General features: G+C 40.1%; 19 protein-coding genes. 6 read left to right on the top strand and 13 right to left on the bottom strand.

The window, feature by feature from the left end:
- Positions 1–200 precede the first annotated feature (200 nt).
- From aceB to AKG98_RS03510, 6 genes are all read right to left on the bottom strand, one after another.
- Entirely contained in the window at positions 201–1817 is a 1617-nt protein-coding gene (aceB, locus tag AKG98_RS03535; RefSeq protein ID WP_067041490.1) for a malate synthase A, read from the bottom strand.
- Between the two features lie 248 nt (positions 1818–2065).
- Entirely contained in the window at positions 2066–2974 is a 909-nt protein-coding gene (locus AKG98_RS03530) for an alpha/beta fold hydrolase (protein ID WP_067041486.1), read from the bottom strand.
- A 199-nt stretch (positions 2975–3173) separates the two neighbouring features.
- Complete coding sequence (gene phoU, locus AKG98_RS03525; protein ID WP_067041483.1) at positions 3174–3881, bottom strand: phosphate signaling complex protein PhoU; 708 nt, start codon at positions 3879–3881, stop codon at positions 3174–3176.
- A gap of 76 nt (positions 3882–3957) precedes the next feature.
- On the bottom strand, positions 3958–4776 hold the full coding sequence (pstB, locus tag AKG98_RS03520; RefSeq protein WP_067041480.1) for a phosphate ABC transporter ATP-binding protein PstB: 819 nt from the start codon (positions 4774–4776) through the stop codon (positions 3958–3960).
- 122 nt (positions 4777–4898) lie between these two features.
- Positions 4899–6545 carry a phosphate ABC transporter permease PstA gene (gene pstA, locus AKG98_RS03515; protein WP_067041476.1) on the bottom strand — a complete coding sequence of 549 codons (1647 nt, stop codon included), beginning with the start codon at positions 6543–6545 and terminating at the stop codon, positions 4899–4901.
- A 26-nt stretch (positions 6546–6571) separates the two neighbouring features.
- Complete coding sequence (locus AKG98_RS03510; RefSeq protein ID WP_067041473.1) at positions 6572–8782, bottom strand: ABC transporter permease subunit; 2211 nt, start codon at positions 8780–8782, stop codon at positions 6572–6574.
- A 501-nt stretch (positions 8783–9283) separates the two neighbouring features.
- Between AKG98_RS03510 and AKG98_RS03505 the strand changes: the two genes are divergently transcribed.
- On the top strand, positions 9284–9787 hold the full coding sequence (locus tag AKG98_RS03505; RefSeq protein WP_067041471.1) for a glycine cleavage system protein R: 504 nt from the start codon (positions 9284–9286) through the stop codon (positions 9785–9787).
- A gap of 221 nt (positions 9788–10008) precedes the next feature.
- On the opposite strand, the gene AKG98_RS03500 is transcribed toward AKG98_RS03505, so the two are convergent.
- From AKG98_RS03500 to phoB, 4 genes are all read right to left on the bottom strand, one after another.
- A complete protein-coding gene (locus tag AKG98_RS03500) occupies positions 10009–11469 on the bottom strand; it encodes a NarK family nitrate/nitrite MFS transporter (protein ID WP_067041468.1) in 1461 nt (486 codons plus the stop codon).
- A gap of 323 nt (positions 11470–11792) precedes the next feature.
- The gene (locus AKG98_RS03495) at positions 11793–12770 is read right to left on the bottom strand and encodes a PstS family phosphate ABC transporter substrate-binding protein (RefSeq protein ID WP_067041465.1); all 978 of its coding nucleotides are present in this window, start codon (positions 12768–12770) and stop codon (positions 11793–11795) included.
- Positions 12771–13071: 301 nt separating this feature from the next.
- Complete coding sequence (gene phoR / locus AKG98_RS03490) at positions 13072–14370, bottom strand: phosphate regulon sensor histidine kinase PhoR (RefSeq protein ID WP_067041462.1); 1299 nt, start codon at positions 14368–14370, stop codon at positions 13072–13074.
- A 22-nt stretch (positions 14371–14392) separates the two neighbouring features.
- Positions 14393–15079 carry a phosphate regulon transcriptional regulator PhoB gene (phoB, locus tag AKG98_RS03485; RefSeq protein ID WP_067041459.1) on the bottom strand — a complete coding sequence of 229 codons (687 nt, stop codon included), beginning with the start codon at positions 15077–15079 and terminating at the stop codon, positions 14393–14395.
- A gap of 397 nt (positions 15080–15476) precedes the next feature.
- On the opposite strand from phoB, the gene rdgC reads away from it, so the two are divergent.
- The 4 genes from rdgC to AKG98_RS03465 all read left to right on the top strand — a co-directional run bounded on the left by rdgC (position 15477) and on the right by AKG98_RS03465 (position 19834).
- Positions 15477–16394, top strand: coding sequence for a recombination-associated protein RdgC (rdgC, locus tag AKG98_RS03480; RefSeq protein ID WP_067041456.1), 918 nt, complete (start codon positions 15477–15479; stop codon positions 16392–16394).
- Positions 16395–16778: 384 nt separating this feature from the next.
- A complete protein-coding gene (locus AKG98_RS03475; protein ID WP_369814910.1) occupies positions 16779–17894 on the top strand; it encodes a Na/Pi cotransporter family protein in 1116 nt (371 codons plus the stop codon).
- A 258-nt stretch (positions 17895–18152) separates the two neighbouring features.
- Positions 18153–19544, top strand: coding sequence for a tRNA 5-hydroxyuridine modification protein YegQ (gene yegQ / locus AKG98_RS03470; protein ID WP_067041450.1), 1392 nt, complete (start codon positions 18153–18155; stop codon positions 19542–19544).
- A 26-nt stretch (positions 19545–19570) separates the two neighbouring features.
- Positions 19571–19834 carry a YfhL family 4Fe-4S dicluster ferredoxin gene (locus AKG98_RS03465; RefSeq protein ID WP_067041447.1) on the top strand — a complete coding sequence of 88 codons (264 nt, stop codon included), beginning with the start codon at positions 19571–19573 and terminating at the stop codon, positions 19832–19834.
- A 97-nt stretch (positions 19835–19931) separates the two neighbouring features.
- Here the strand turns inward: AKG98_RS03465 and rimJ are convergent, their stop codons facing one another.
- From rimJ to AKG98_RS03450, 3 genes are all read right to left on the bottom strand, one after another.
- On the bottom strand, positions 19932–20510 hold the full coding sequence (gene rimJ / locus AKG98_RS03460; RefSeq protein WP_067041444.1) for a ribosomal protein S5-alanine N-acetyltransferase: 579 nt from the start codon (positions 20508–20510) through the stop codon (positions 19932–19934).
- Between the two features lie 12 nt (positions 20511–20522).
- Positions 20523–21107, bottom strand: a complete 585-nt coding sequence (locus AKG98_RS03455) for an NADPH-dependent FMN reductase (RefSeq protein WP_067041441.1) — start codon at positions 21105–21107, stop codon at positions 20523–20525.
- A 205-nt stretch (positions 21108–21312) separates the two neighbouring features.
- On the bottom strand, positions 21313–21840 hold the full coding sequence (locus tag AKG98_RS03450; RefSeq protein ID WP_067041432.1) for an SCP2 domain-containing protein: 528 nt from the start codon (positions 21838–21840) through the stop codon (positions 21313–21315).
- Between the two features lie 173 nt (positions 21841–22013).
- Here AKG98_RS03450 and AKG98_RS03445 point away from each other — a divergent pair, with 173 nt between their 5' ends.
- On the top strand, positions 22014–23009 hold the full coding sequence (locus tag AKG98_RS03445; protein ID WP_067041430.1) for a peptidase U32 family protein: 996 nt from the start codon (positions 22014–22016) through the stop codon (positions 23007–23009).
- Positions 23010–23017: the final 8 nt, after the last annotated feature.

Raw genomic sequence — 23017 nt, 5'->3', positions numbered from 1 at the left:
AAACGGTTTTGAGCACGCATACGCGCTGCATATTCAGGGTTAATAGCGGCCCATTTCGAGCCTTGTTCAGATTTTAGTGTAGCAACTGCATCGATATCATTTTTGTATATAGACATTTTTATTCCTTTAATAATTATTTTAATACTTGATACAACAAGAATATGACGAGATAACCTAACCTCGCCCTATTCCAAAAATTTCTAATCTAAGAAATCATAACCAGGCAGCGTTAAGAACTCAGCAAGGTGATCGCTGACCGTTAACTCTTCAAACAATTTAGACGCTTCAGTAAAACGGCCTTGCTCGTAAGCTTCAACGCCAATTTCTTCATCACGAATCACCACAAGCTCTTCTTGTAATAATTGGCAGAATAATTCTTTTGTTACAACTTTCCCGTTACTCAGTGTTTTACCGTGTTGGATCCACTGCCAAATTGACGCACGAGAGATTTCAGCGGTTGCCGCATCTTCCATTAGACCGTAGATAGGCACACAACCATTACCCGAAATCCATGCTTCTAAATAACGAACACCAATACGGATATTTAAACGCATGCCCGTTTCAGTTCGTTCACCAGAACAAGGTTCAAGTAGCTCTGCTGCCGTTACTGGTGCATCGTCTTCACGTAGAACATTAATTTGATTAGCATTACCTTCACCGATATATTCATTCATCACACCCATTGCAGTATCTGCTAAGCCAGGGTGAGCAACCCAAGTACCGTCATGACCATTTTTTGCTTCAAGGGTCTTATCTGCGGTTACTTTAGTTAACACTTTATCGTTTGCTTCGACTGTTTTAGCAGGAATAAATGCAGCCATACCGCCCATCGCAAGGGCTCCACGTTTATGACATGTTTTAATTAATAAACGTGAATAAGCACTAAGGAAAGATTTGTCCATCGTTACTGAGTGACGATCGGGTAATACACGATCAGCATGTTTACGCAGTGTTTTGATATAACTAAAGATATAATCCCAACGACCACAGTTAAGGGCAACGATGTGCTCTTTCATGCTATATAGAATTTCTTCCATTTCGAATACAGCAGGGATAGTTTCAATGAGCAGTGTTGCTTTGATCGTACCGCGATCTAGATTTACTTTGTCTTCTGCATAGCTGAATACTTCACTCCACCATTTTGATTCATGATGACTTTGTAGTTTAGGTACATAGAAATAAGGACCAGCACCTTTTGCTAATAGCGTTTCGTAATTGTTAGAGAAAAACAGTGCGAAATCAACTAAACAACCCGGTACAATTTTACCGTTAAAAGTAATGTGCTTTTCTGGTAAATGCAGACCACGAACACGACAGATAAGTGTCGCGGGATCATCATCTAAAGAGTAGTGTTTACCGTTCGCTGGATTGGTATATTCAATCGTCCCATTCACAGCATCACGTAAGTTAACTTGACCATCTAATACACCGCTCCAGGTTGGCGCGAATGAATCTTCAAAATCAGCCATGAATACTTTAACGCGTGCGTTTAGTGCATTAATCACCATCTTACGGTCAACTGGACCAGTAATTTCTACGCGACGATCTTGAAGTTTTGCAGGGATACCTTGAATTTTCCAATCGGCTTCGCGAATATGAGCCGTTTCAGGTAAAAAATCTGGGAGTTCACCAGCATCCATACGCGCTTGTTTTTTTACACGTTGGTTAAGTAACTCATCAACTTGAGGAGCGAACTTTTCGACTAACTCAGTCAACAAAGCAACTGCTTCAGGATTTAGGATCTGTTGTTGTTCTTGATTGATTTCCCCATGGAAAACCAGAGAACCTGTTTCATTAGACTGGGTATTGGCAGTCATAGCTTCACTCCGTTGAAATATATGTATTGGCCACAATTCCTCATCTGTCAGCAACGGAAGAATAACCTTCTATTGTTTTAAACATCTGTACGAATTGCTCTATCGACCTACACATTGCAACAAGTACGCAATAAATGCAACATATTTCACACTAATGACAGGGTGTCAAATTAAAGCGTTTCGCTTTAGCAAAAATCAACTAAAACTGAAGCGGAACTCACTTTCAACTGAAGCTTTAAAGCACCTTTCTATACGATTATTTTTGATATAACCCAATCGATTACGTCATTAAATACTTCATTATAATTAGACTCATTTAACATCTCATGGCGACCATCTGGATAAAGTTTACACCATACCTTTTCACAACCATTGTTAGTAATATATTGTTCTAATGCTAATACACCCTTACCTTGTAAACCGACCGGATCTTTATCACCACTAAAAAGATAAATCGGTAAATGCTTCGGGATTTTTGCTATTTCTGATTTTTGGCTAATGGTGATTAAACCAGACATAAAATCCAACCAAAATTGTGGACTACACGAGAAACCACAATAATCATCATGAATGTACTTATCGACTTGTTTCGGATCACGACTTAACCAATCCGATGGTGTTCGTACTGGTTTAAATTTACGATTAAAAGCACCAAACGACACAAAGTCTAAGAAACGACTTGGCGCTCTCGCACCGATACGCATTTTTTCGATTTTACTGACTAAAGTGGCCAACTTGTACATGATTGGATTTTGGTAATTAGAACCACTGAGTACCAAACCATTCAATTTACTACCGTGTAAAATGGCATATTGCTGGGCAATAAAGGATCCCATACTGTGGCCAAATAATACTAAGGGTACGGTATGGCGCTGAGTTACATCATCGATGATAAGGTCGAGATCACTGATCACTTTCTGCCAACCGTTGTTATCTGCATAATGACCTAATACTTGAGCATCTGCGCCATGACCACGATGATTAGCACCATAAACCGCAATACCGGCCGTGTTACAAGCCAGCGCAAACGCTTCATATCTTTGTATATGCTCTGCCATGCCGTGGCTTAACACCATAACGTAACGGACTTCTTGCTCTGGTAGCCAAGCAAACAGTTTTATTTTTCTGCCATCGGCAGCCGTCAGCACAGAATGCATTACTATAATCCTTTTCGTGAAATACAAGCTCAGGTTAATGGCTGATATAGTCGCATGCTGGTTAGACTTGTAAAGTAAAATGAAGTTAAATATTAGATAATAGCGGAGCTTACATTCAATGATAAAAATAAAAAAGCCTTGTTTATCAATTGATAAACAAGGCTTTAATCATTAACTATAATTCGGATATATAACGCGATTATTTTTCTAGTAAGTCTCTTACTTCATCGTGATTAATATGACGAATATCTTTACCTTTAACAAAGTAAATGATGTATTCAGAGATGTTCTGACAACGGTCTCCAACACGCTCTAGTGCACGCGCACACCACAATACGTTCAATACTTGTGGGATTGAACGTGGATCTTCCATCATGTACGTCATTAACTCACGGATGATACTTTCGTATTCACGGTCAACTTTAACGTCTTCTTGGTATACTTTAAATGCCGCATCAACATCCATACGCGCGAAAGCATCTAATACATCATGTAACATTTTTATTGTATGACGCCCCATATTTTCCATACTAACGAGCGGTGGTGATTTTTTGTTACGGTTTTCAATCACGGTACGTGCAATTCGATCTGCAACATCACCGATACGCTCTAAATCGGTAATTGTTTTAATAATCGCCATGACGAGACGTAAATCACTTGCCGCTGGTTGACGCTTGGCAATAATACGTGTGCAAGCTTCATCAATCGCCACTTCCATTGAGTTGACGCTTTTATCTGTATCGATGATCTTGTTTGCTGTATCAATATCTTGTGATGATAAAACTTCAATTGCTGAATTTAACTGTTCTTCAACCAGTCCACCCATCACCATTACTTGATTACGGATGCTTTCTAATTCTGCATTAAATTGACCAGAAATATGACGGCCTAATGTTAAATTATCCATGTGTTATCCTTTGCGTCTCGTGACGCTAATTCTTTATTAAATCCAAACTCTTTATTAAAATCAAAAAAGAGTTAAATTAACCATATTTACCAGTAATATAATCTTCTGTTTGCTTCTTCGCAGGTGTGGTAAATAAGGTATTAGTATCTGAATATTCGACCAATTTACCCATGTACATAAAAGCAGTATGATCGGATACACGTGCCGCTTGTTGCATGTTGTGCGTGACGATAACGACAGTGAATTTTTTCTTCAGTTCAGTGATGAGTTCTTCAATCACTAATGTCGAGATAGGATCCAGTGCTGATGTTGGTTCATCCAGTAATAAAATTTCTGGCTCAATGGCAATGGCACGGGCAATCACCAGGCGTTGTTGCTGACCACCGGATAAGCCAAATGCATTATCATGTAAACGGTCTTTAACTTCATCCCAGATCGCAGCGCCACGCAATGAAGATTCTGCCGCTTCGTCTAAACGACGTTTGTCATTGATGCCTTGTAAGCGTAAACCATAAACCACATTTTCATAAATCGATTTAGGAAATGGATTAGGACGCTGGAACACCATACCAACGTTACGACGTAGTGTCGCTACATCAACATCACGGTCGTAAATGTTTTTACCACGTAAATTAATATCGCCTTTAATATGACAGATATCAACTAAATCATTCATGCGGTTAATACAACGTAATAATGTTGATTTGCCACAACCCGATGGGCCAATAAAAGCGGTGACTTGTTTTTTCGGTATTTTCATACTGATATCAAACAATGCCTGTTTGTCGCCATAAAATAAGTCTAAGTTTTTAATTTCTAATGCCGTATCTTCTGCTGATAAGTTAGCAACATCTAGGCTTACTGCATCAGTCATATTTGAACTAATATCAATCATTTTCTTTCCTATTGAAGCAGCCACTTTAGCAGCTGCTTTCCATTTTCTATGTCTATAATCCAACAGATCGTGTCTATAACCTAGCAGGTCTAAATTTACAAGCTAACGTAACAGTTAGAGATCTATAGTTCTAAATTTTTGAATTTTTCACGTAAATGGTTACGCACGCCAATGGCGGTTAAGTTGAGTCCGATAATAACCGTGACCAACAAAAACGACGTGGCATAAACTAATGGCCTTGCCGCTTCTACGTTTGGACTTTGGAAGCCAACATCATAAATGTGGAAACCTAGGTGCATGAATTTACGTTCAACGTGAACATACGGAAAGTTCATATCAACTGGTAATGTCGGGGCTAGTTTAACCACACCCACCAGCATCAAGGGGGCTACTTCACCCGCAGCGCGGGCCACAGCAAGAATAAGACCCGTCATAATTGCCGGACTTGCCATTGGCACAATAATACGCCATAACGTTTCAAACTTCGTTGCTCCTAGTGCTAGCGAACCTTGACGTAATGATGTTGGAATACGTGATAAGCCTTCTTCCGTTGATACAATCACAACCGGTAACGTTAAAATAGCCAATGTTAATGCCGACCATAATACGCCTGGTGAACCAAATACCGGTGATGGTGATGACTCAGGGTAGAATAGATCATCAATTGAACCACCTAACATGTAAACAAAGAAACCCAGACCAAATACACCGTATACGATTGATGGTACACCTGCGAGGTTAATCACCGCGATACGGATCATTTTCGTCAGCCCATTCTTCGGGGCATATTCGTGTAGGTAAATCGCTGCAACCACACCTAATGGTGTCACCATAACAGCCATCAACATCACCATGAAGATAGTACCAAAGATAGCCGGAAATACACCACCTTCCGTGTTTGCTTCACGTGGGTCACTTGTTACGAAGCTACCCATGTTACCAAACCAATGCATGATTTTACTCACAATACCCATGTTGTTCGGGTAGGTCACTTCAAGTACATTTGATAATGGAATTCTAACTTCTTCACCACGCATGTCTTTGACGAAAACGGCATCACGGTTAGCTTGGTCACGATAACTGAATAATTGCGTTTCATAAATTTGATATTCAGCACGCAATTCCTCAGCGATCTTGCTATATTTCGTTTCAATCTCGCTAGTCAGTTCGTCTTTTAATTCATAACTGCGTAACTTTAAACGAATACGCTCTAATTCATAGTTAACCGAACTAATTTCACCTTTCTGTAGATCTTGTGCTTTATCGTTTAGTGCAACAGCACGCTCAATCAAAACGTCCAATTGTGCAGCAGACGTTAAGGTTTTCTTCACCCCATCTTCTTCGACTGCAACCGGATAACCATAAAAGTTACCATTAGTAAAACGTTCAATCACAGCCAATGCAGCAGGTGTTGATTGTTGCGTAATTGCCGGTCCAAGTAACCAGCTGAAATCAAGATCAACATATTCACGGTTACCGGTTTTCACCAAAATTCGCTCTACCGTTTCTAACGTTGGGTCAATCTTCACCCCTGCTTCAAGCAGACGTTGAATAGGCACGACTTCACGATCATAGATCTCGCCAATAACAACGCGACTAGAGCCATCTTCAAGCTGTACATTAAATTCATGTATCGTACTTGGCCAGAAATAAGTCAGACCACGCCATGCGATCAACATTAACAAACCAAGAACAGCAATCAAACTTATACTTACAGCACCACCTGTCATCCATATCCAAGGCGATCCTGAGCGAAACCAATTTTTCATTTTAATATCCTATTACAAGCCTTAGATTAAATCGCGCTGTATTTTTCACGTAAACGCTGTCTCACGTATTCCGCAATCGTATTGAATACAAACGTCAGAATAAAGAGTACGAATGCCGCTAAGAACAGTACGCGGTAATGCGAGCTACCCACTTCTGATTCCGGCATTTCGACTGCAATGTTGGCTGCCAATGTTCTCATACCAGAGAAGATATTGAAGTCCATTACTGGCGTATTACCGGTTGCCATTAATACAATCATTGTTTCGCCAACCGCACGACCTAAGCCCATCATGACTGCCGAAAAAATACCCGGACTAGCAGTGAGCAATACAACTTTAACCAGCGTCTGCCAACTCGTCGCCCCCAATGCCAATGAACCTTGCGTTAAATGCTTTGGTACACTAAAAATCGCATCTTCAGCAATCGAGAAAATAGTAGGAATAACCGCAAAGCCCATCGCAATACCAACAATCAGTGAGTTACGTTGGTCGAAACCAAAGATGTCATTGATATAAGCACGTGCATCACCATTAAAGACTAGGTCTTCCACAAATGGACTAACCGATATCGAGAAGTAACCCACAAGTAATAACACAGGTAATAAGATAATGACGTGTGCCCCTTGCGGGATACGATTAATGAATTTTTGGGGTAAGAAATGCCAAATTGCGGCCACTAACACGGTTGAAAATGGCAAGAGCACCACAATCATCATCACACCCGGTAAATTCATTTCAACAAACGGTGCTAACCATAGGCCAGCAAGGAACCCTAGAATCACGGTTGGTAATGCTTCCATGATTTCAACCGTTGGTTTAATTACTTTCCGTAAACCGGTATTCATGAAGTAAGCGGTATAAATCGCACCTGCTACCGCAATTGGCACTGCAAATAACATCGCATAAAATGCGGCTTTAATGGTACCAAATGTGATTGGCACTAAGCTTAGTTTCGGTTCAAAGTCATCGGATGCCGAAGTCGACTGCCAAACATAATCGGGTTCTGGATAGCCTTCATACCAAACTTCTTGCCACAATGCGCTCCATGTCACTTCTGGATGCTCATTGGTTAGCTTATAAAATCCAATACCCTGTTCTGATTCAACTAAGAAAGCGTTTGCACGAGGAGAAATTGCAATATGTTGAAGTGCACCCATACCAAGGTCTTGGTGTAATAGTTTGGTTTCACCTGTGGCGTGAAAAATGGTAAGGCTATTATCCACCCCAACCGTCATGAAACCTTTACGAGAATATTCAGTGGTAATATCAATGACACTTGATTGCGCATCAAACTGACGAATTTTAGTGAACTTACGCTCGCCATCTTTCGCCACTTCAAACCATTGACTCACGACACCGTTATCATTCGCGACCAGTAATGAACTTGCGCCTGTTAACAATGCAACGTGGGTCACGTTTTGTTGTTTTTCATTAATATCTAACACTTCAACAATCGAAATATCATCCGTATCACGAATATCATAGATAGAAAGTTTGTTACCACTGCGCATGAAAATAAAGCGGAAATTTGGTGTTAACAATACTTGTTCAATATCCTTTGGCATTGAAGGCAGTTCAATTGTTTCGCTGCTCCATACCAACTCTTCCGTCATGAAGTTTTCTTCTGCAGTATAACGTAGCAATATACCGCGGTTATCCGCCGTCACTGCAACGATAGCCGCATCTTCACCTTCAACTTCAATGGCAATATGTTTTAATGCTTGCCCTTGACTGTCAACTTCAATTTGTTGCTCACCGAATGGGAAATTAACTTGTGGTGTGATAAGACGCTTATCACCAGGATAGGTGACATCGAAATCAGCTTCCGCAACTAACGCGTTACCATCATTAAAACCAAATACAACGACAGGTGATGTTGGTCCTGTTTGACCAAATGACGTTGCCGGCTGTGGTAATGCATATTGCATCAACTCAACCTTGGGATCTAAAGTGTTAAAGAAGTTAATACCTAACTCACTATAACGGTAAGCAATTTCATTTTGCTCTTCCATCGCTAATGCATAAGTATTACCAGCAAAAGATTGACTGTATTGTGCTTTAGATTCTATTTTCGCCGATTCAAAAACCGGATAAACTACATACAGCAGGTAGAAAAATATTAGCAACAGTGTCATCAGTACAATACCACCGCCCATTTTAATACCATATTCTGCGAGTTTATCTTTAATTAGACGTTTACGGGAGCCCGCAATCGTTAAAGAAAACTGTTCAGCCATCTCTTCCTCGTATTTAGCCTTAATTAATCACAGTGCGATTATATGTAATATTTATGACAGTTATATGACATCACTCAACAACGTTAAATAAATTCTATACCCAAGCTACCTCTAGATGCACAATCAGCAAACCGAAAGGAGAGGATATTCAAGGCATGAAGTCGAGGATTTAGTTATTCTAAATCAAGACTTCATAACGCCGAAGATTCCTTCATTCGGTTTGCCCTACGGGAGGCGAGCAGGAATAACAGCACAGCGTTACAATATTTGAAAATGGAATAACCATTACCTACATATTGTGCCTTGTTCTGATATCCCTGCTCGTCTCTGATATAGCATCTTGAAGTAACTTGGGTATATTAGCTAGACTAAGCTCTGATATTTAGATACCGATGCTATATTTATACATGCTATTTGCATATAGTATGGCGCATCATATTAAGTGATCGAAGTAGCTAAAACAAAACGTTTTACACCGGATTTTTTATATAGGGCTTAGTAATGCTTAAACAACTTATCGTAACGCTTATTGGTGATGATAAATCAGGTCTCATAAACAACTTATCACGTGTCGTCGCCGAGCATAAGGGAAACTGGTTAGCAAGTAACATGAGTGAGCTAGCAGGACAATTTGCAGGTATCTTACAAATTTCAGTAGAAGATGAATATTACCGCGATTTATGTGAAGCATTAAGCCTGATCCCTGGCCTAACCATAAATTTCGCCGAAGGTAAAAATCAAAGTGTTTGGCAAAAATCACCCTGCCTTATTATCCAAGATAATGACCGTCCGGGAATTATCAACGAAGTATCTAAAATATTAACGCAGCACGGTATTGAGTTAAAAGCGATCACAACACACAGCAAAGATCTGTGGCAATCTGATAACAATCGTTTTTATGCCAAACTTAAACTGGCTCTGCCAGATACCCTAGACCATGATATGTTTAATTGTGATCTAGCAAAGATATCACCAACCTTGATTGCTGAAATGACCGAAGCTTAGATATACAGATAGGTTAATAGATAAAATAGGTCGCTAAAAACAGGTCAATCACAGAATAAATCGTCACCTAAAAGATAGCGTCATTACCAACGATGATGATAATGACGCCACATTTACAATGACTAACTGTCACGAACCAGTAATAAATCCTTTCTCGAACATGAACCAGTCATTCTTTATTCATAACACATATCCAATGACATTTTTGTCATTAAGACTATTTATGACACATTAATTAACGTCACTTTACCGTCTTCATCGACTTCTGCAATATGACCCTTTGGCTCTTCCATGAAGAATAAGGCCATAAAACCAATAACCGCAGTGATCGCAATGGCGTAAAAGAAAATTTGCGTTGATACGATTGAATACAGCGTCAAATAGAATACCGCACCGACATTACCATAAGCACCTGTCATGCCTGCGATCTGTCCCGTTAGGCGACGTTTAATCATAGGTACAGCAGCAAATACCGCACCTTCACCGGCTTGCACGAAGAATGAACATGCCATGGCGGTTGCGATAGCTAATGGTAATGACCACGCTGCCGTAATTTGTGACATCGCATAATAACCAACGGCTAAACCGGCGGTTAAAATCAATAAGGTTTTCTTACGACCAAAGCGATCACTGATCCAACCGCCACCTGGACGTGACATCAGGTTCATAAAGGCGTAAGACGCAGCGACCATACCCGCTTCCGCCATCCCTAATCCAAATGTTTCCGCAAAGAATAACGGCAGCATAGAAATAACCGCTAACTCAGAACCAAATGTAGAAAAATACAAGACGTTAAGCACTGCAACCTGCTTAAACTTATAGCGTTCAATTTCAGGTACATCTTTAACAAAAATATCGCTGTTTACCTGGTAGGTTTTCCAACAATCAAAAACATAGAGTACAGCTAAGCCAATATAAATCGCATTAGTAGTCGCTTCGGCGAACATATTAATCTGTAATAGTTTCCACGCTAATAGGCCCAGCGTGAGATACATAGGTAACTTCATGAACAGCAGTAAATAGAAATCGCCTTTACTGGTGACTTCCATTGCACCGCCTTTTTTAGGACGGAAATAAGTCGCACCTTTTGGTGTATCAGTGACATTAAAGTAATACACAACACTGAATAACAAGCTCATTAAACCTGTAATAGCAATCGCATAACGCCAGCCATCAGGACCACCAAACAATAATGCAACTGTCGGTAATGTGAATGCTGCGGCTGCAGAACCAAAGTTACCCCAACCACCATAAATACCTTCCGCAGTACCTAATTCATTGGCAGGAAACCATTCACTAACGATACGGATACCAACCACAAAACCAGCGCCAATTAAACCCATCATGAAACGCGCTATCGCTAATTGCTCGAATGTTGTTGCCAACGCAAACATAAAGCATGGAATGGAGCAGACCGCTAATAATGTAGAATAAACAATTCGAGGGCCGTATTTATCGGTTAACATGCCAATAATAACGCGCGCAGGAATCGTTAATGCCACATTTAAAATCAGCAGTGTTTTCACTTCTTCTGTGGTCAATCCCATGCTGTCTTTAATCGCTAACATTAATGGTGCGGCATTAAACCAAACCACAAACGTAATAAAAAATGCCATCCACGATAAGTGTAAGGTTTTCATCTTCCCTGAAAAAGACAATATATTAAATTTTTCTTGTCCCATAAAAATTCCCTCTAAGATATAAAAACAAAGTTTAAAAAATTTATCTTATCTAGAACAAAGCAATACTAAGGCCAACTTAATAAAAACCCAATTAAAACATTAACTATCAATAACTTAACAAACAAAAACTATGATTTTATAGACTGGAAGTGGAATATTTGCACCAATATGGTGACTAAATGTGAGCAATGTATCATTTTGTGAGCAAAATCCCCAAGGTTGCACATACTCCGAACAAACCTACAGCCTCATTTTATTTTATACCAAAAAGCAAAAAGCCCGCTAAATAGCGAGCTTTGAATCATTAACCTATGTAAATCGTATTACAGTGTAATACCTGCTTTCTTAAGGTCTTTTGATGTAACTGAGTTAGGTAGTGGGATATAGCCATCTTTAGCTACGATCTTCTGACCCTGTTTCGATAATATCAGTTTTAAGAACTCAGTTTGCATTGGAGATAATGCTTTGTTCGGGCTCTTATTGATGTAAACGTATAGGTAACGAGACAATGGGTATTTACCTGATGCAGCGTTATCTAACGATGCTTCGATATAGTTAGTTCCTTTTTTTGCTAAAGGTACTGCACGAACACCCGATGTTTTATAACCAATACCTGAGTAACCAATTGCATTAAGTGACGATGATACTGACTGCACAACAGATGCTGAACCTGGTTGCTCATTTACATTGTTCTTAAAATCACCTTTACACAATGCTTTCTTCTTGAAGTAACCATAAGTACCCGATACTGAGTTACGGCCAAATAATTGGATATCACGCTCAGCCCAAGAACCTTGTAGCCCTAGTTCGCCCCAACGTTCAACACGCTTCGCTTCACCACATTTGAGTGTACTTGAGAAAATTGCATCTACATCAGCAATGTTTAAACCTTTAATTGGGTTATCTTTGTGTACGAATACCGCGAGTGCATCGATAGCAACACGAATTACTGTAGGCTTGTAACCGTAACGTTTTTCAAACGATTCGATTTCTTTAGACTTCATTTTACGGCTCATTGGACCGAATTGTGAAGTGCCTTCTGTTAGTGCCGGTGGCGCAGTAGAAGAACCAGCCGCTTGAATTTGTACATTAACACTTGGGTAAATATGTTTGAATTCTTCAGCCCACAACGTCATCATGTTTGCTAATGTATCAGAACCAACTGTAGATAGGTTACCTGAGATGCCACTTACTTTTTGGTACTCAGGTAATTTAGGGTCTAGTCCTGCTGCAAATGCGCTTTGTGAAGCGATTGCTGTCATTGATATCCCTAATGCTACAACAATTTGTTTAATATTCATTTTACTTCTCCAAGTATAATTTTTTATTTTGTGTCTATGACTACAAGGTATATAAGCTTTGTATTTAGTGTCCACGACTACAAGTAATATAAGTTTGTATCTCGTTTCTGTGACTACAAGTATTCAATAAACTGATGACAATAATATGAATGAAACATGACGGTTTGATGACAGTACACGATTTATTACAAATAAAACCCTACCAATTACCCATGCAGTATGAATTGATAATAAAAAAAGCCCATCACAGTGGTGATGGGCTCAGTGCTGTAATAATAATACAGTAACAATCGCGGTAACCTTAGTGGCGTTTTACATACGTCACTAGCGGTAAGGTGAAGCTAAAGCAACTGCCTTTATTCACTTTACTATTAATTTCCAACACACTGTCATGATTGCTTAAAACATGCTTCACAATTGATAAACCAATACCAGAGCCACCAGAATCCCGTGAACGCGCATCATCGACACGATAAAAACGCTCAGTTAAATGATGTACATGCTCGGCAGAAATACCATCGCCATTATCGGTCACACTTAATGAACCACCAGTGGGTGTATGCTTCCATTCAACCACCACTTTGCCGTCCGCAGGCGTATAGCGCACCGCATTGTAGATCAAATTAGATACCGCACTGCGCAATTGTGATTCATCACCCAATGCAAACAAGCCGTTTTCAATATGGAACTCTACCTTTAAGGCTTTATCCGCACCTAAAATCAATACCTCTTGTTCTAACATCGACAGCATAAACGGAATATCAACTTGCTTTTCAAAGTCGACAGCCTGTGCCGATTCAATACGAGACAAGGCTAGTAACTGGTTCACCAACGAATCCATACGCGCCGTTTGCTCAGACATGACTTTATGCGCACGAGCAAACATTTTATCCGATTCATCAGGTTCAAGCATTTCCAGATAACCCTTTAATACGGTTAGCGGCGTACGTAACTCATGAGAAACATTGCCCATAAAATTACGTCTGACTTGTTCCAGTTGACGCAGTTCAGTAACATCTCGAGCCACCAGCATCGATTGATCATCGGTATACGTCATTACGCGAATTTCTAACGTCTTGGCATTATGTACTGGCGAGGTGATCTCTAACGGTTCTCGGTAATCTTTCGAATTTAAATATTGAATAAAATCCGGAGTACGGATCAAATTACCAATATGTTGATGCGCATCATCTGGCCATTTCAGGCCAATCATTTGTTGCGCTAATTTATTACACCACATAATGGAATAATCAGTATCTAACGCAACAACGGCATCCGGTAAGGCTTCAGCACCTTCACGAAAACGCCGAATAACCATACGCAATTCTTTACGCTTACGCTTATGTCGACGCTGCAAACGATAAATGCCATTAAAAATGGATTCCCAGCTACCTTTACCTTCAGGCGGTGTCGCAGTGCGCGCAACCCATAACCACTGATGTAATATATATTGGCTACGATATAGCCAAACAATATGTACGGCAGTGGCGATGAGTAAACTCAATGTAATATTATCAATAACTAAACCAACAAGAAAAAACGGGATATACCAATAAAGCAGTCGCCATAAGCCACCGACAAAAACGTTCGTCTTATTCATATTGAAACTTCAACTCTCATGATTAACGTATCGAGAAGCGATAACCTGCACCACGCACTGTTTGTACATATTTATCATGTTCACTCGGTGTTAATGCTTTTCGCAGACGACGGATATGTACATCAACCGTGCGGTCTTCAACGTACACATTCATGCCCCAAACATTATCTAACAACTGCTCTCGGCTATACACTCGTTCTGGATGTGTCATAAAAAAGTGCAATAATTTAAATTCAGTCGGACCGATCTCAATCACAGCATCACCAGCAGAAACACGGTGAGCAACAGGATCAAGCTGTAACCCACTAATATCAATAACTGCATCTTGAGTCATTGGCGCAACACGACGCATTACCGCATTTAACCGTGCAATCAATTCTTTTGGTGAGAATGGTTTCGTGATGTAATCATCCGCCCCCACTTCTAAACCCTTCACCTTATCTTCTTCTTCACCACGTGCCGTTAACATCACGACCGGAATAGCGGATAAATGCGGTTGAGATTTTAGGTGTTTAATATATTTAATGCCACTACCACCGGGTAACATCCAATCTAATAAGATTAAATTAGGATAAGGTTCGACAAGCCGATCTACCGCCTCGTTATAATCCCCAGCTTCAACAACATCAAATCCTTTTTGTTCTAATGCAAAACACAGCATTTCACGGATCGCAAGTTCATCTTCAACTACTAAAATTCGCTTAGACACTTTAAATATCCTTTACTATTCTTCCCTTAATAACCGTCACCGGTCAGTAAAAGATTTATATTTAAATGATGAAAGAACCACTTATCTTTCGACTTTAACTGAAAGTGATTATCAGCTCAATATGTTTCAGTATTATTACATTGATGAATTTTTTATTAAAAAGTCGATTCACACCTAACAAATGTCATGAATCGCACATAAATATAGCATTTAATTAAAACACTGATTTTAATAATTAAAAGTAACAATTTAATTGAATACTTTATACACCAGATGGCAATGAGAGTGTGGAATTAAGATCGTGATTGATGAAGGTTTAGCCACTAGGCAAACTTGTATTTCCAACATCCTTGAGTATACTGGTTATCCAAACAGTTGATACCAAGGTCCTGCTATAATGTGGTTTAAAAACTTACTAATTTATCGTTTCACTCGTCCATTTGAACTAGATATTGAACAACTTGAAACCAAGTTAGCTGATTTCCCTTTTACCCCTTGTGGTAGCCAAGATTTATCTAAGTTCGGTTGGATAAAACCACTGGGTAAGTCAGGTCAGGCTTTAACGCATGGTATTTCAGATAACATTCTGATTTGTGCGAAAAAAGAAGACAGAGTATTACCAGCATCTGTTGTTAAAGACATGCTGCAAGAAAAAGTCGACACGATTGAAGCAGAACAAGGCCGAGGCCTAAAGAAAAAAGAAAAAGATGCGCTAAAAGAAGATATCGTCCATCAACTACTCCCACGTGCATTCCCACGTAGCAGCCAAACATTTGCTTGGATTTGTCCGTCACAAAATTTATTAGTCGTTGATGCATCAAGCGCTAAAAAAGCCGAAGACCTCATCGCTTTACTACGTAAATGTGTCGGTAGCCTACCTGTTGTACCAGTTGCTTTAACGACACCAGCAGATGTAACGATGACAGAATGGTTAAATAACGGCAGTGCTGCACCGGGTTTTGAACTGGGTGATGAAGCTGAATTACGTTCTGCACTTGAACATGGCGGTATCATCCGTTGTAAAGAACAAGACTTAACCAGTGACGAGATCCAACACCACCTTAACGCAGATAAGTTAGTGACTAAATTAGCCTTAGATTGGAGTGAATCACTGTCTTTCTTACTTGGCGAAGACATGTCAGTAAAACGTCTTAAATTTAGTGATCTCATCAGAGAACAAAACGATGATGTGGCAACCGATGATTACGCAGCAAAATTCGATGCCGACTTTGCCTTGATGACAGGTGAGTTAATGCGTTTCATTCCAGACCTAATCACTGCCCTGGGTGGTGAAGAAGCGACTGCAGCTAAATAAAGCCTCATTAACGCAGCATGTACCTCTTTATATGCTGCGTATTTCCAATTATCGCCTTTAACACCTCCAATTTAACATGACAGTTTTGTCATAAACCCACATTTTTGTACATAAAAACAGCGGTAAAACGCCTTCTTTACCGAACTGCCGTCTCTCCAGAAATACATCACCAAAATAAACACCATCAATTTAAATTTTAAAAACAATAACTTAATCTTCACCCGCAGGGTTTTGTGACATTTTAAATTCACTGTCATATTACTGTCATACAAGTTTGTTTTAATCCTTCTCGTCAACTAACTGAAACAAATCTGTCATTCGATACAGATAAAACGGTACCTAGAGATGAAAAACAACGAAGCAATTGAATTGAACCCAAGCACAATGAAAAAAATATTCAGCTGGGTAAGTGTAGCCGTATTGGTATACTTCGTATTAGTAGCAGTATCTACAGTAAGTGGAGGCTTTAAAATGTTCTCCGGTGGTAGTGCTGGTGCAGAACAAATTTTCGCTTTCGCAACTAACCCATTTGTCGCTTTATTATTGGGTATCCTAGTAACGGCATTAGTACAGTCTTCAAGTACAGTTACATCAGTAATTGTTGGTCTTGTTGCTGGCGGCCTACCTATTTCAATCGCAATCCCGATGGTAATGGGTGCAAACATGGGTACGACGATCACAAATACGTTCGTAAGCATGGGTCATATCCGTGACAAACAAGAATTCCAGCGTGCATTCAGTGCAGCTACAGTACATGATTTCTTTAACTTACTTGCCGTTGCTATCTTCCTTCCGCTGGAAATTGCATTCGGTATGCTTGAAAAAATAGCAACTTACCTAGCAGACTTCTTTGTGTCTGATAGCAGCTTAAGCATTAAAGAATTCAACTTTATTAAACCGTTAACAAAACCTGCAGTAAACCAAATTAAAGAACTTGCTGGTTCATTACCGATAGAAAGTAATACGGCGGGTCTAGTCATGGTATTTATTGGTATCTTCATGATTGGTTTCTCCGTTACCTTCTTGGGTAAAGTATTAAAAGCCGTCATGGTTGGTCGCGCTAAAACCGTATTACACAATGCAATCGGCCGCGGTCCAGTCGGTGGTATCCTATCGGGTACAGCGGTAACCGTGATGGTGCAATCATCATCGACAACAACAAGCTTGATGATTCCACTAGCGGGTAGCGGTGTATTTACCACCCGTCAAATATTCCCATTCACTTTGGGTGCGAATATAGGTACCACAATTACCGCACTACTGGCAGCGACCTCAATCAGTGGTGATGCCGCGCAAGTAGCAATGACGATTGCATTGGTACACGTGATGTTCAACGTATTCGCTGTCGCACTTATCTACGGTATCCCAGCACTACGTGAGATTCCGATTAAGTGTGCAGAAGCATTAGCACGTCAAGGTACTGAAAATAAATTTATCGCTTTTGGTTATGTAATTGGTGCCTTCTTCGCACTGCCTGGCCTGATGATTGTTTTTAGCTAATATGATAAACAACCGATGGCTGTAAACAATTAGCCATCAATGTAAAAAGCTCAGACTTGTTCTGAGCTTTTTTGTTTCCAACTTTAACATCACGATCTTGCCACCCTTCTCTTGCAGATATCAGTAATCACTCTCTAGCACGATTAAATAAAACATGATCCAGATCAACGTGAGAACATGACTCAACGCGTACAATCGCGAACCTTGATGCCCTTAGGGTATTCCCTGACTTGAACTCAGACAACAATTGAGGTTGAAATGTTTACTCCAGAATTACTTTCCCCTGCAGGTTCACTAAAGAACATGCGTTATGCTTTCGCTTACGGTGCAGATGCTGTTTACGCTGGCCAACCACGCTATAGCTTACGTGTTCGTAACAATGAATTTAGCTTAGAAAACCTAGAAATTGGTATCAACGAAGCACATGCGCTTGGTAAACAATTCTATGTGGTTTGTAATATCCAACCTCATAACTCAAAATTAAAAACCTTCATCCGTGATTTAACACCGATCATCGCCATGAAACCCGATGCAATCATCATGTCTGATCCTGGTCTGATCATGATGGTACGTGAAGCTTTCCCAGATATGGTAATTCACCTGTCTGTACAAGCGAACGCAGTAAACTGGGCAACCGTAAAATTCTGGTATACCCAAGGTATCAAGCGTGTGATCTTATCGCGTGAATTATCACTTGATGAAATTGAAGATATTCGTTTCCACTGCCCTGACATGGAAATCGAAGTATTTGTACACGGCGCACTGTGCATGGCTTATTCTGGCCGCTGTCTACTGTCTGGTTACATCAACAAACGCGATCCAAACCAAGGTTCATGCACGAACTCATGCCGTTGGAAATACGATGCCCATGATGCAACCGAAAATGAAAACGGTGATATTGTTGCAACCAACCCTGAGATTTACACACCTGAAGCTGAAATCTATACTCCAGAAACAGATTCTCCAGAGCCGACGTTAGGCAAAGGTAAACCGACAGACCAAATTTTCTTATTACAAGAACAAGGTCGTCCAAATGAATATATGCCTGCATTTGAAGATGAGCATGGTACTTACATCATGAACTCAAAAGACCTACGTGCTATCCAACACGTCGAGCGTCTGACTAAAATGGGCGTACATTCATTAAAAATTGAAGGTCGTACTAAATCGTACTATTACTGCGCGCGTACCGCACAGGTATATAAACAAGCGATTAATGATGCCGTTGCAGGTCGTGATTTTGATCCATCATTACTGCGTTCATTAGAGCACCTTGCACACCGTGGTTATACCGAAGGTTTCTTAAGCCGTCATACACACGATGCATACCAAAACTATGATTACGGTTATTCAATCAGTGAAACACAACAGTTTGTGGGTGAATTCAATGGTCGTAACGATAAAGGCCTTGCTGAAGTGATTGTAAAAAACAAATTCTTAGTGGGTGATTCTCTTGAACTAATGACGCCACAAGGTAACTTGACCTTCAAATTAGAAGAATTAGAGAACCGTAAAGGTGAAGCAATGGAATATGCGCCAGGTTCAGGCCACATTGTTTACTTACCGGTTCCAGAAGAAGTCACACTGGATCACGCATTATTAATGCGTAACTTCCATAACAGTGAAGATACGCGTAATCCGCATAAGTAATCCATTAAGGAAGAAGATAAAACCTTATGGCACTATTAATTAATGATAAGTGTATTAACTGCGATATGTGCGATCCGGAATGTCCGAATGGCGCAATTACATTTGGCGCGAAGATTTATGAAATTGACCCATTGTTATGTACTGAATGCGTAGGTCATTATGATAAACCGACCTGTAAAACTGTTTGCCCGATTAACTGCATTATTACCGATCCGGATTATGTAGAAAAAGAGGAAGTATTATGGGAAAAATTTGTCATGATCCAAGAAGCGACAAAAGCAGCACGTTAACCATCGTATGCGATATCCAATAAGATAGAGACGAAAACGGCGAGTGAACAACTCGCCGTTTTTATTTGTCATCTAAACTGAAGAATGCATTACCACTTTATTCTGTGGTTTTTCGCGCTAACCAGTCTTCTTTAAGCAGCGCGGTTAATACATGGTCTTGCCAACTTCCAGCAATTTTAAGATATTTGCGCGCATACCCTTCACGCTCAAAACCAAGCCGTTGTAATAACGCACCACTGCGCTCATTTTCTGGTATGTAATTAGCCATCACGCGATTAAGTCCCATATTTTCAAACATGAACTCCAGACAACGCTGTAAAAATTCAACCATCAAGCCCTGCCCTTCATAACACTTTGCGATTGAGTAACCGAGGTAACAGGATTTAAACACGCCTTGAATAATATTACTGAAGTTAGCAACCGCAACAATTTCGGATTTATCAGGCGTCATGGCAATAAAGTTTACTGCGCTCGCATCATCAAACTCTGCATGTATTTGCTTGATACGAAGCTGCCACCAACGTAACGTATAATATGCGTCACTCCGAATCGGCTCCCAAGGTGTTAAATGTATCTGATTACGAACATAGTATTGACGCAGCATTTCGCTATCGCTCGCCACCGCAACACGGATGACTAAACGCTTAGTTACAAATTTGGGAAATTTTGATGACATCCAACACCTCAGCTAACACTTAGCAAGATGTAACCTTGTTGAAGATAATAAACCACCATTATCAACCAGCTGTTTCATCAAGCCTAAATTAGCCAGTATACGTTCTACTAAAGGAGTTTCAAATGGATAATAGGTTTCTTTACAATTATTAACCGACTCAATCGTCGCCACAATAAAATGTTCCAAAATCAAACAAGTACGGTTTTTACGGAAATTGGCCATCCACAGCTCAGTGGACGAGTACGCGCCACGGCAATCACTACCAACACGTAATACCGTTCCCGGTAATAAAGGTAAATTATCGTGTTCACAAAAAGCATAAAAATTATCTAGGCTTTCTTCTTCCCATTCTGGACTGACGATGATGACAGCGTCTGCAGCCCGCATTAATTGTGCTGAGACCTGCCACTCTTCTTGCCAATCCGCGATTTCATTTTTTATCGCCTTATCCCAAATAGGCAAGGTTACTTTTACAAAATCCAATAAATTCACTTTACTGAATAACTGTGACTGCTGGGCTAATTGCAATACTGATTGTGCAACCTTAATGGTTGTCGACCTGTTTCTAGTACTGCCACTGATAACAACTAGTCTCACTTTATGCTCCTTGCATCAAAGATATTCACTGCTAAATCGATTCCATATCCATATGGAATTAACATTAATCTATTGATGATATGAGGGAAGTGTGAGCGGGGTCTATAGCCATTGCTTAAAGCAATACTATAACCATACTAAGGCATGACCACAGAAGAGAATAAATGACTATATAAAGTGTATACATGGATATACTTGATGAGGCTCAGGCAATTGCTTTACCTTTTACAGCACTGCTTAATTCAGGCTCAACCAAACCTTGTTGAATAAAATCAGCTAAATAAGCCAACAATGTTGTTACTGGTTTTGGTAACTCATCAAGATCAAAACTATCGAGCATATTTTTGACTTCAAGACCCAGTTCAGTATCACCTTCTATTTTTAGACGGCGTTGGAAAAATAGTGTGTCTGGATCTTCTTTACGTGCAGTAATTAACACTAACTCATTTAAATTACCTTTAAAGCTAACGTCAACCACGTCTGCTTTTGGCGTAATAACGAGTTTATTATCTTTACAACTGATAAACCAATTAATGCCTAAATCAGTAATTTCAACTTGCAGCCACTTTTGCTCAAGAAACTCAAATTCATCATCCTCTAACCCTTCAGAAAATACCCGGTTAAGCACTTGTGAGAGTACTTTCTCTTGCAGTGAAAAAGGCAATATTTTAGCGGGCATCGCTAATAACCCAGGTACAGTGTGTACCAACTTACGGCGTAGAGTATGTAACATCGGGTAATATTCCTTGAATAAAAACGTTATTTTAGCCCGCCATCACTTGTCATATCCTAAGCAAAGTCAATTAAAAGTAGATTAACTAAGAAAATCCTGCACTAAATCAAACCCAATAAAACATCGATGCCTTACAATTTTTATCAAGACTCATCGTTCAAGATACTATAACAATGGAATTACTCTGCCCTGCTGGTAATTTACCAGCATTAAAAACAGCAGTCGATCATGGCGCTGACGCGGTATATATCGGCTTTAAAGACGATACCAATGCCCGTCACTTCGCTGGTTTGAACTTTACTGATAAAAAACTCGATAAAGCCGTCGATTATATCCGCAGTCATAATCGTCATTTACACGTGGCCATCAATACCTTTGCCCACCCTGGAAAATTAGAACGTTGGGAACGCGCCGTTGATCGTTGCGCTGACATGGGCGTGGATGCGGCCATTATCTCTGATGTAGCAGTACTTGACTACGCAACCAAAAAATACCCTGATTTAGAGTTGCACCTATCAGTACAAGCATCGGCAACAAATGTTGAAGCCATTAATTTTTATACCAATAATTTTAATGTCAGTCGGGTGGTATTACCCCGCGTATTATCCATTCATCAGGTAAAACAATTAGCACGTAATACCGATGTAGAATTGGAAGTATTTGCCTTTGGTAGTTTATGCATCATGGCTGAAGGTCGTTGCTATCTATCCTCTTATTTAACCGGTGAATCACCAAATACCGTTGGCGCTTGTTCACCAGCAAAATACGTACGCTGGCAAGAAACAGAACAAGGCCTAGAGTCACGCTTAAATGGCGTGCTTATTGACCGCTATCAACCGGATGAAAAGACTGGCTACCCAACACTGTGTAAAGGCCGTTTTAATGTCGATGGTAAAGTGTTTCATGCTTTGGAAGAACCGACCAGCCTAAATACCCTTGCACTCATACCTGAACTTGCACAAGCCAATATCTCAGCGGTAAAAATTGAAGGACGTCAACGTAGCCCTGCTTATACAGAACAAGTCACGAAAGTGTGGCGTGCCGCTATCGATCGATACAAACAAGATCCAGATAAGTATCAGGTTGAAGCCGCTTGGAATAAACAGCTCGATCAACTCTCTGAAGGCACCAGCACCACCCTTGGTGCTTACCACAGAGATTGGCAATAATTGGCATT

It is taken from the genome of Moritella sp. JT01, from assembly GCF_001574435.1.
In the GTDB taxonomy this organism is placed as follows: Bacteria; Pseudomonadota; Gammaproteobacteria; order Enterobacterales; family Moritellaceae; genus Moritella.
Note: the sequence above shows the minus strand (reverse complement) of the source record. Positions and strands in the feature narration are given on the sequence as shown.

Bases quoted from the DNA above. Each gene is read 5' to 3' on its own strand.
- pstB (WP_067041480.1), bottom strand. From the start codon at position 4,776: ATGATTGATATTAGTTCAAATATGACTGATGCAGTAAGCCTAGATGTT.
- AKG98_RS03530 (WP_067041486.1), bottom strand. From the start codon at position 2,974: ATGCATTCTGTGCTGACGGCTGCCGATGGCAGAAAAATAAAACTGTTT.
- AKG98_RS03495 (WP_067041465.1), bottom strand. From the start codon at position 12,770: ATGAATATTAAACAAATTGTTGTAGCATTAGGGATATCAATGACAGCA.
- AKG98_RS03465 (WP_067041447.1), top strand. From the start codon at position 19,571: ATGGCACTATTAATTAATGATAAGTGTATTAACTGCGATATGTGCGAT.
- rdgC (WP_067041456.1), top strand. From the start codon at position 15,477: ATGTGGTTTAAAAACTTACTAATTTATCGTTTCACTCGTCCATTTGAA.
- AKG98_RS03475 (WP_369814910.1), top strand. From the start codon at position 16,779: ATGAAAAAAATATTCAGCTGGGTAAGTGTAGCCGTATTGGTATACTTC.
- AKG98_RS03510 (WP_067041473.1), bottom strand. From the start codon at position 8,782: ATGGCTGAACAGTTTTCTTTAACGATTGCGGGCTCCCGTAAACGTCTA.
- AKG98_RS03505 (WP_067041471.1), top strand. From the start codon at position 9,284: ATGCTTAAACAACTTATCGTAACGCTTATTGGTGATGATAAATCAGGT.
- yegQ (WP_067041450.1), top strand. From the start codon at position 18,153: ATGTTTACTCCAGAATTACTTTCCCCTGCAGGTTCACTAAAGAACATG.
- AKG98_RS03450 (WP_067041432.1), bottom strand. From the start codon at position 21,840: ATGTTACATACTCTACGCCGTAAGTTGGTACACACTGTACCTGGGTTA.
- aceB (WP_067041490.1), bottom strand. From the start codon at position 1,817: ATGACTGCCAATACCCAGTCTAATGAAACAGGTTCTCTGGTTTTCCAT.
- AKG98_RS03445 (WP_067041430.1), top strand. From the start codon at position 22,014: ATGGAATTACTCTGCCCTGCTGGTAATTTACCAGCATTAAAAACAGCA.
- pstA (WP_067041476.1), bottom strand. From the start codon at position 6,545: ATGAAAAATTGGTTTCGCTCAGGATCGCCTTGGATATGGATGACAGGT.
- rimJ (WP_067041444.1), bottom strand. From the start codon at position 20,510: ATGTCATCAAAATTTCCCAAATTTGTAACTAAGCGTTTAGTCATCCGT.
- AKG98_RS03500 (WP_067041468.1), bottom strand. From the start codon at position 11,469: ATGGGACAAGAAAAATTTAATATATTGTCTTTTTCAGGGAAGATGAAA.
- phoU (WP_067041483.1), bottom strand. From the start codon at position 3,881: ATGGATAATTTAACATTAGGCCGTCATATTTCTGGTCAATTTAATGCA.
- phoR (WP_067041462.1), bottom strand. From the start codon at position 14,370: ATGAATAAGACGAACGTTTTTGTCGGTGGCTTATGGCGACTGCTTTAT.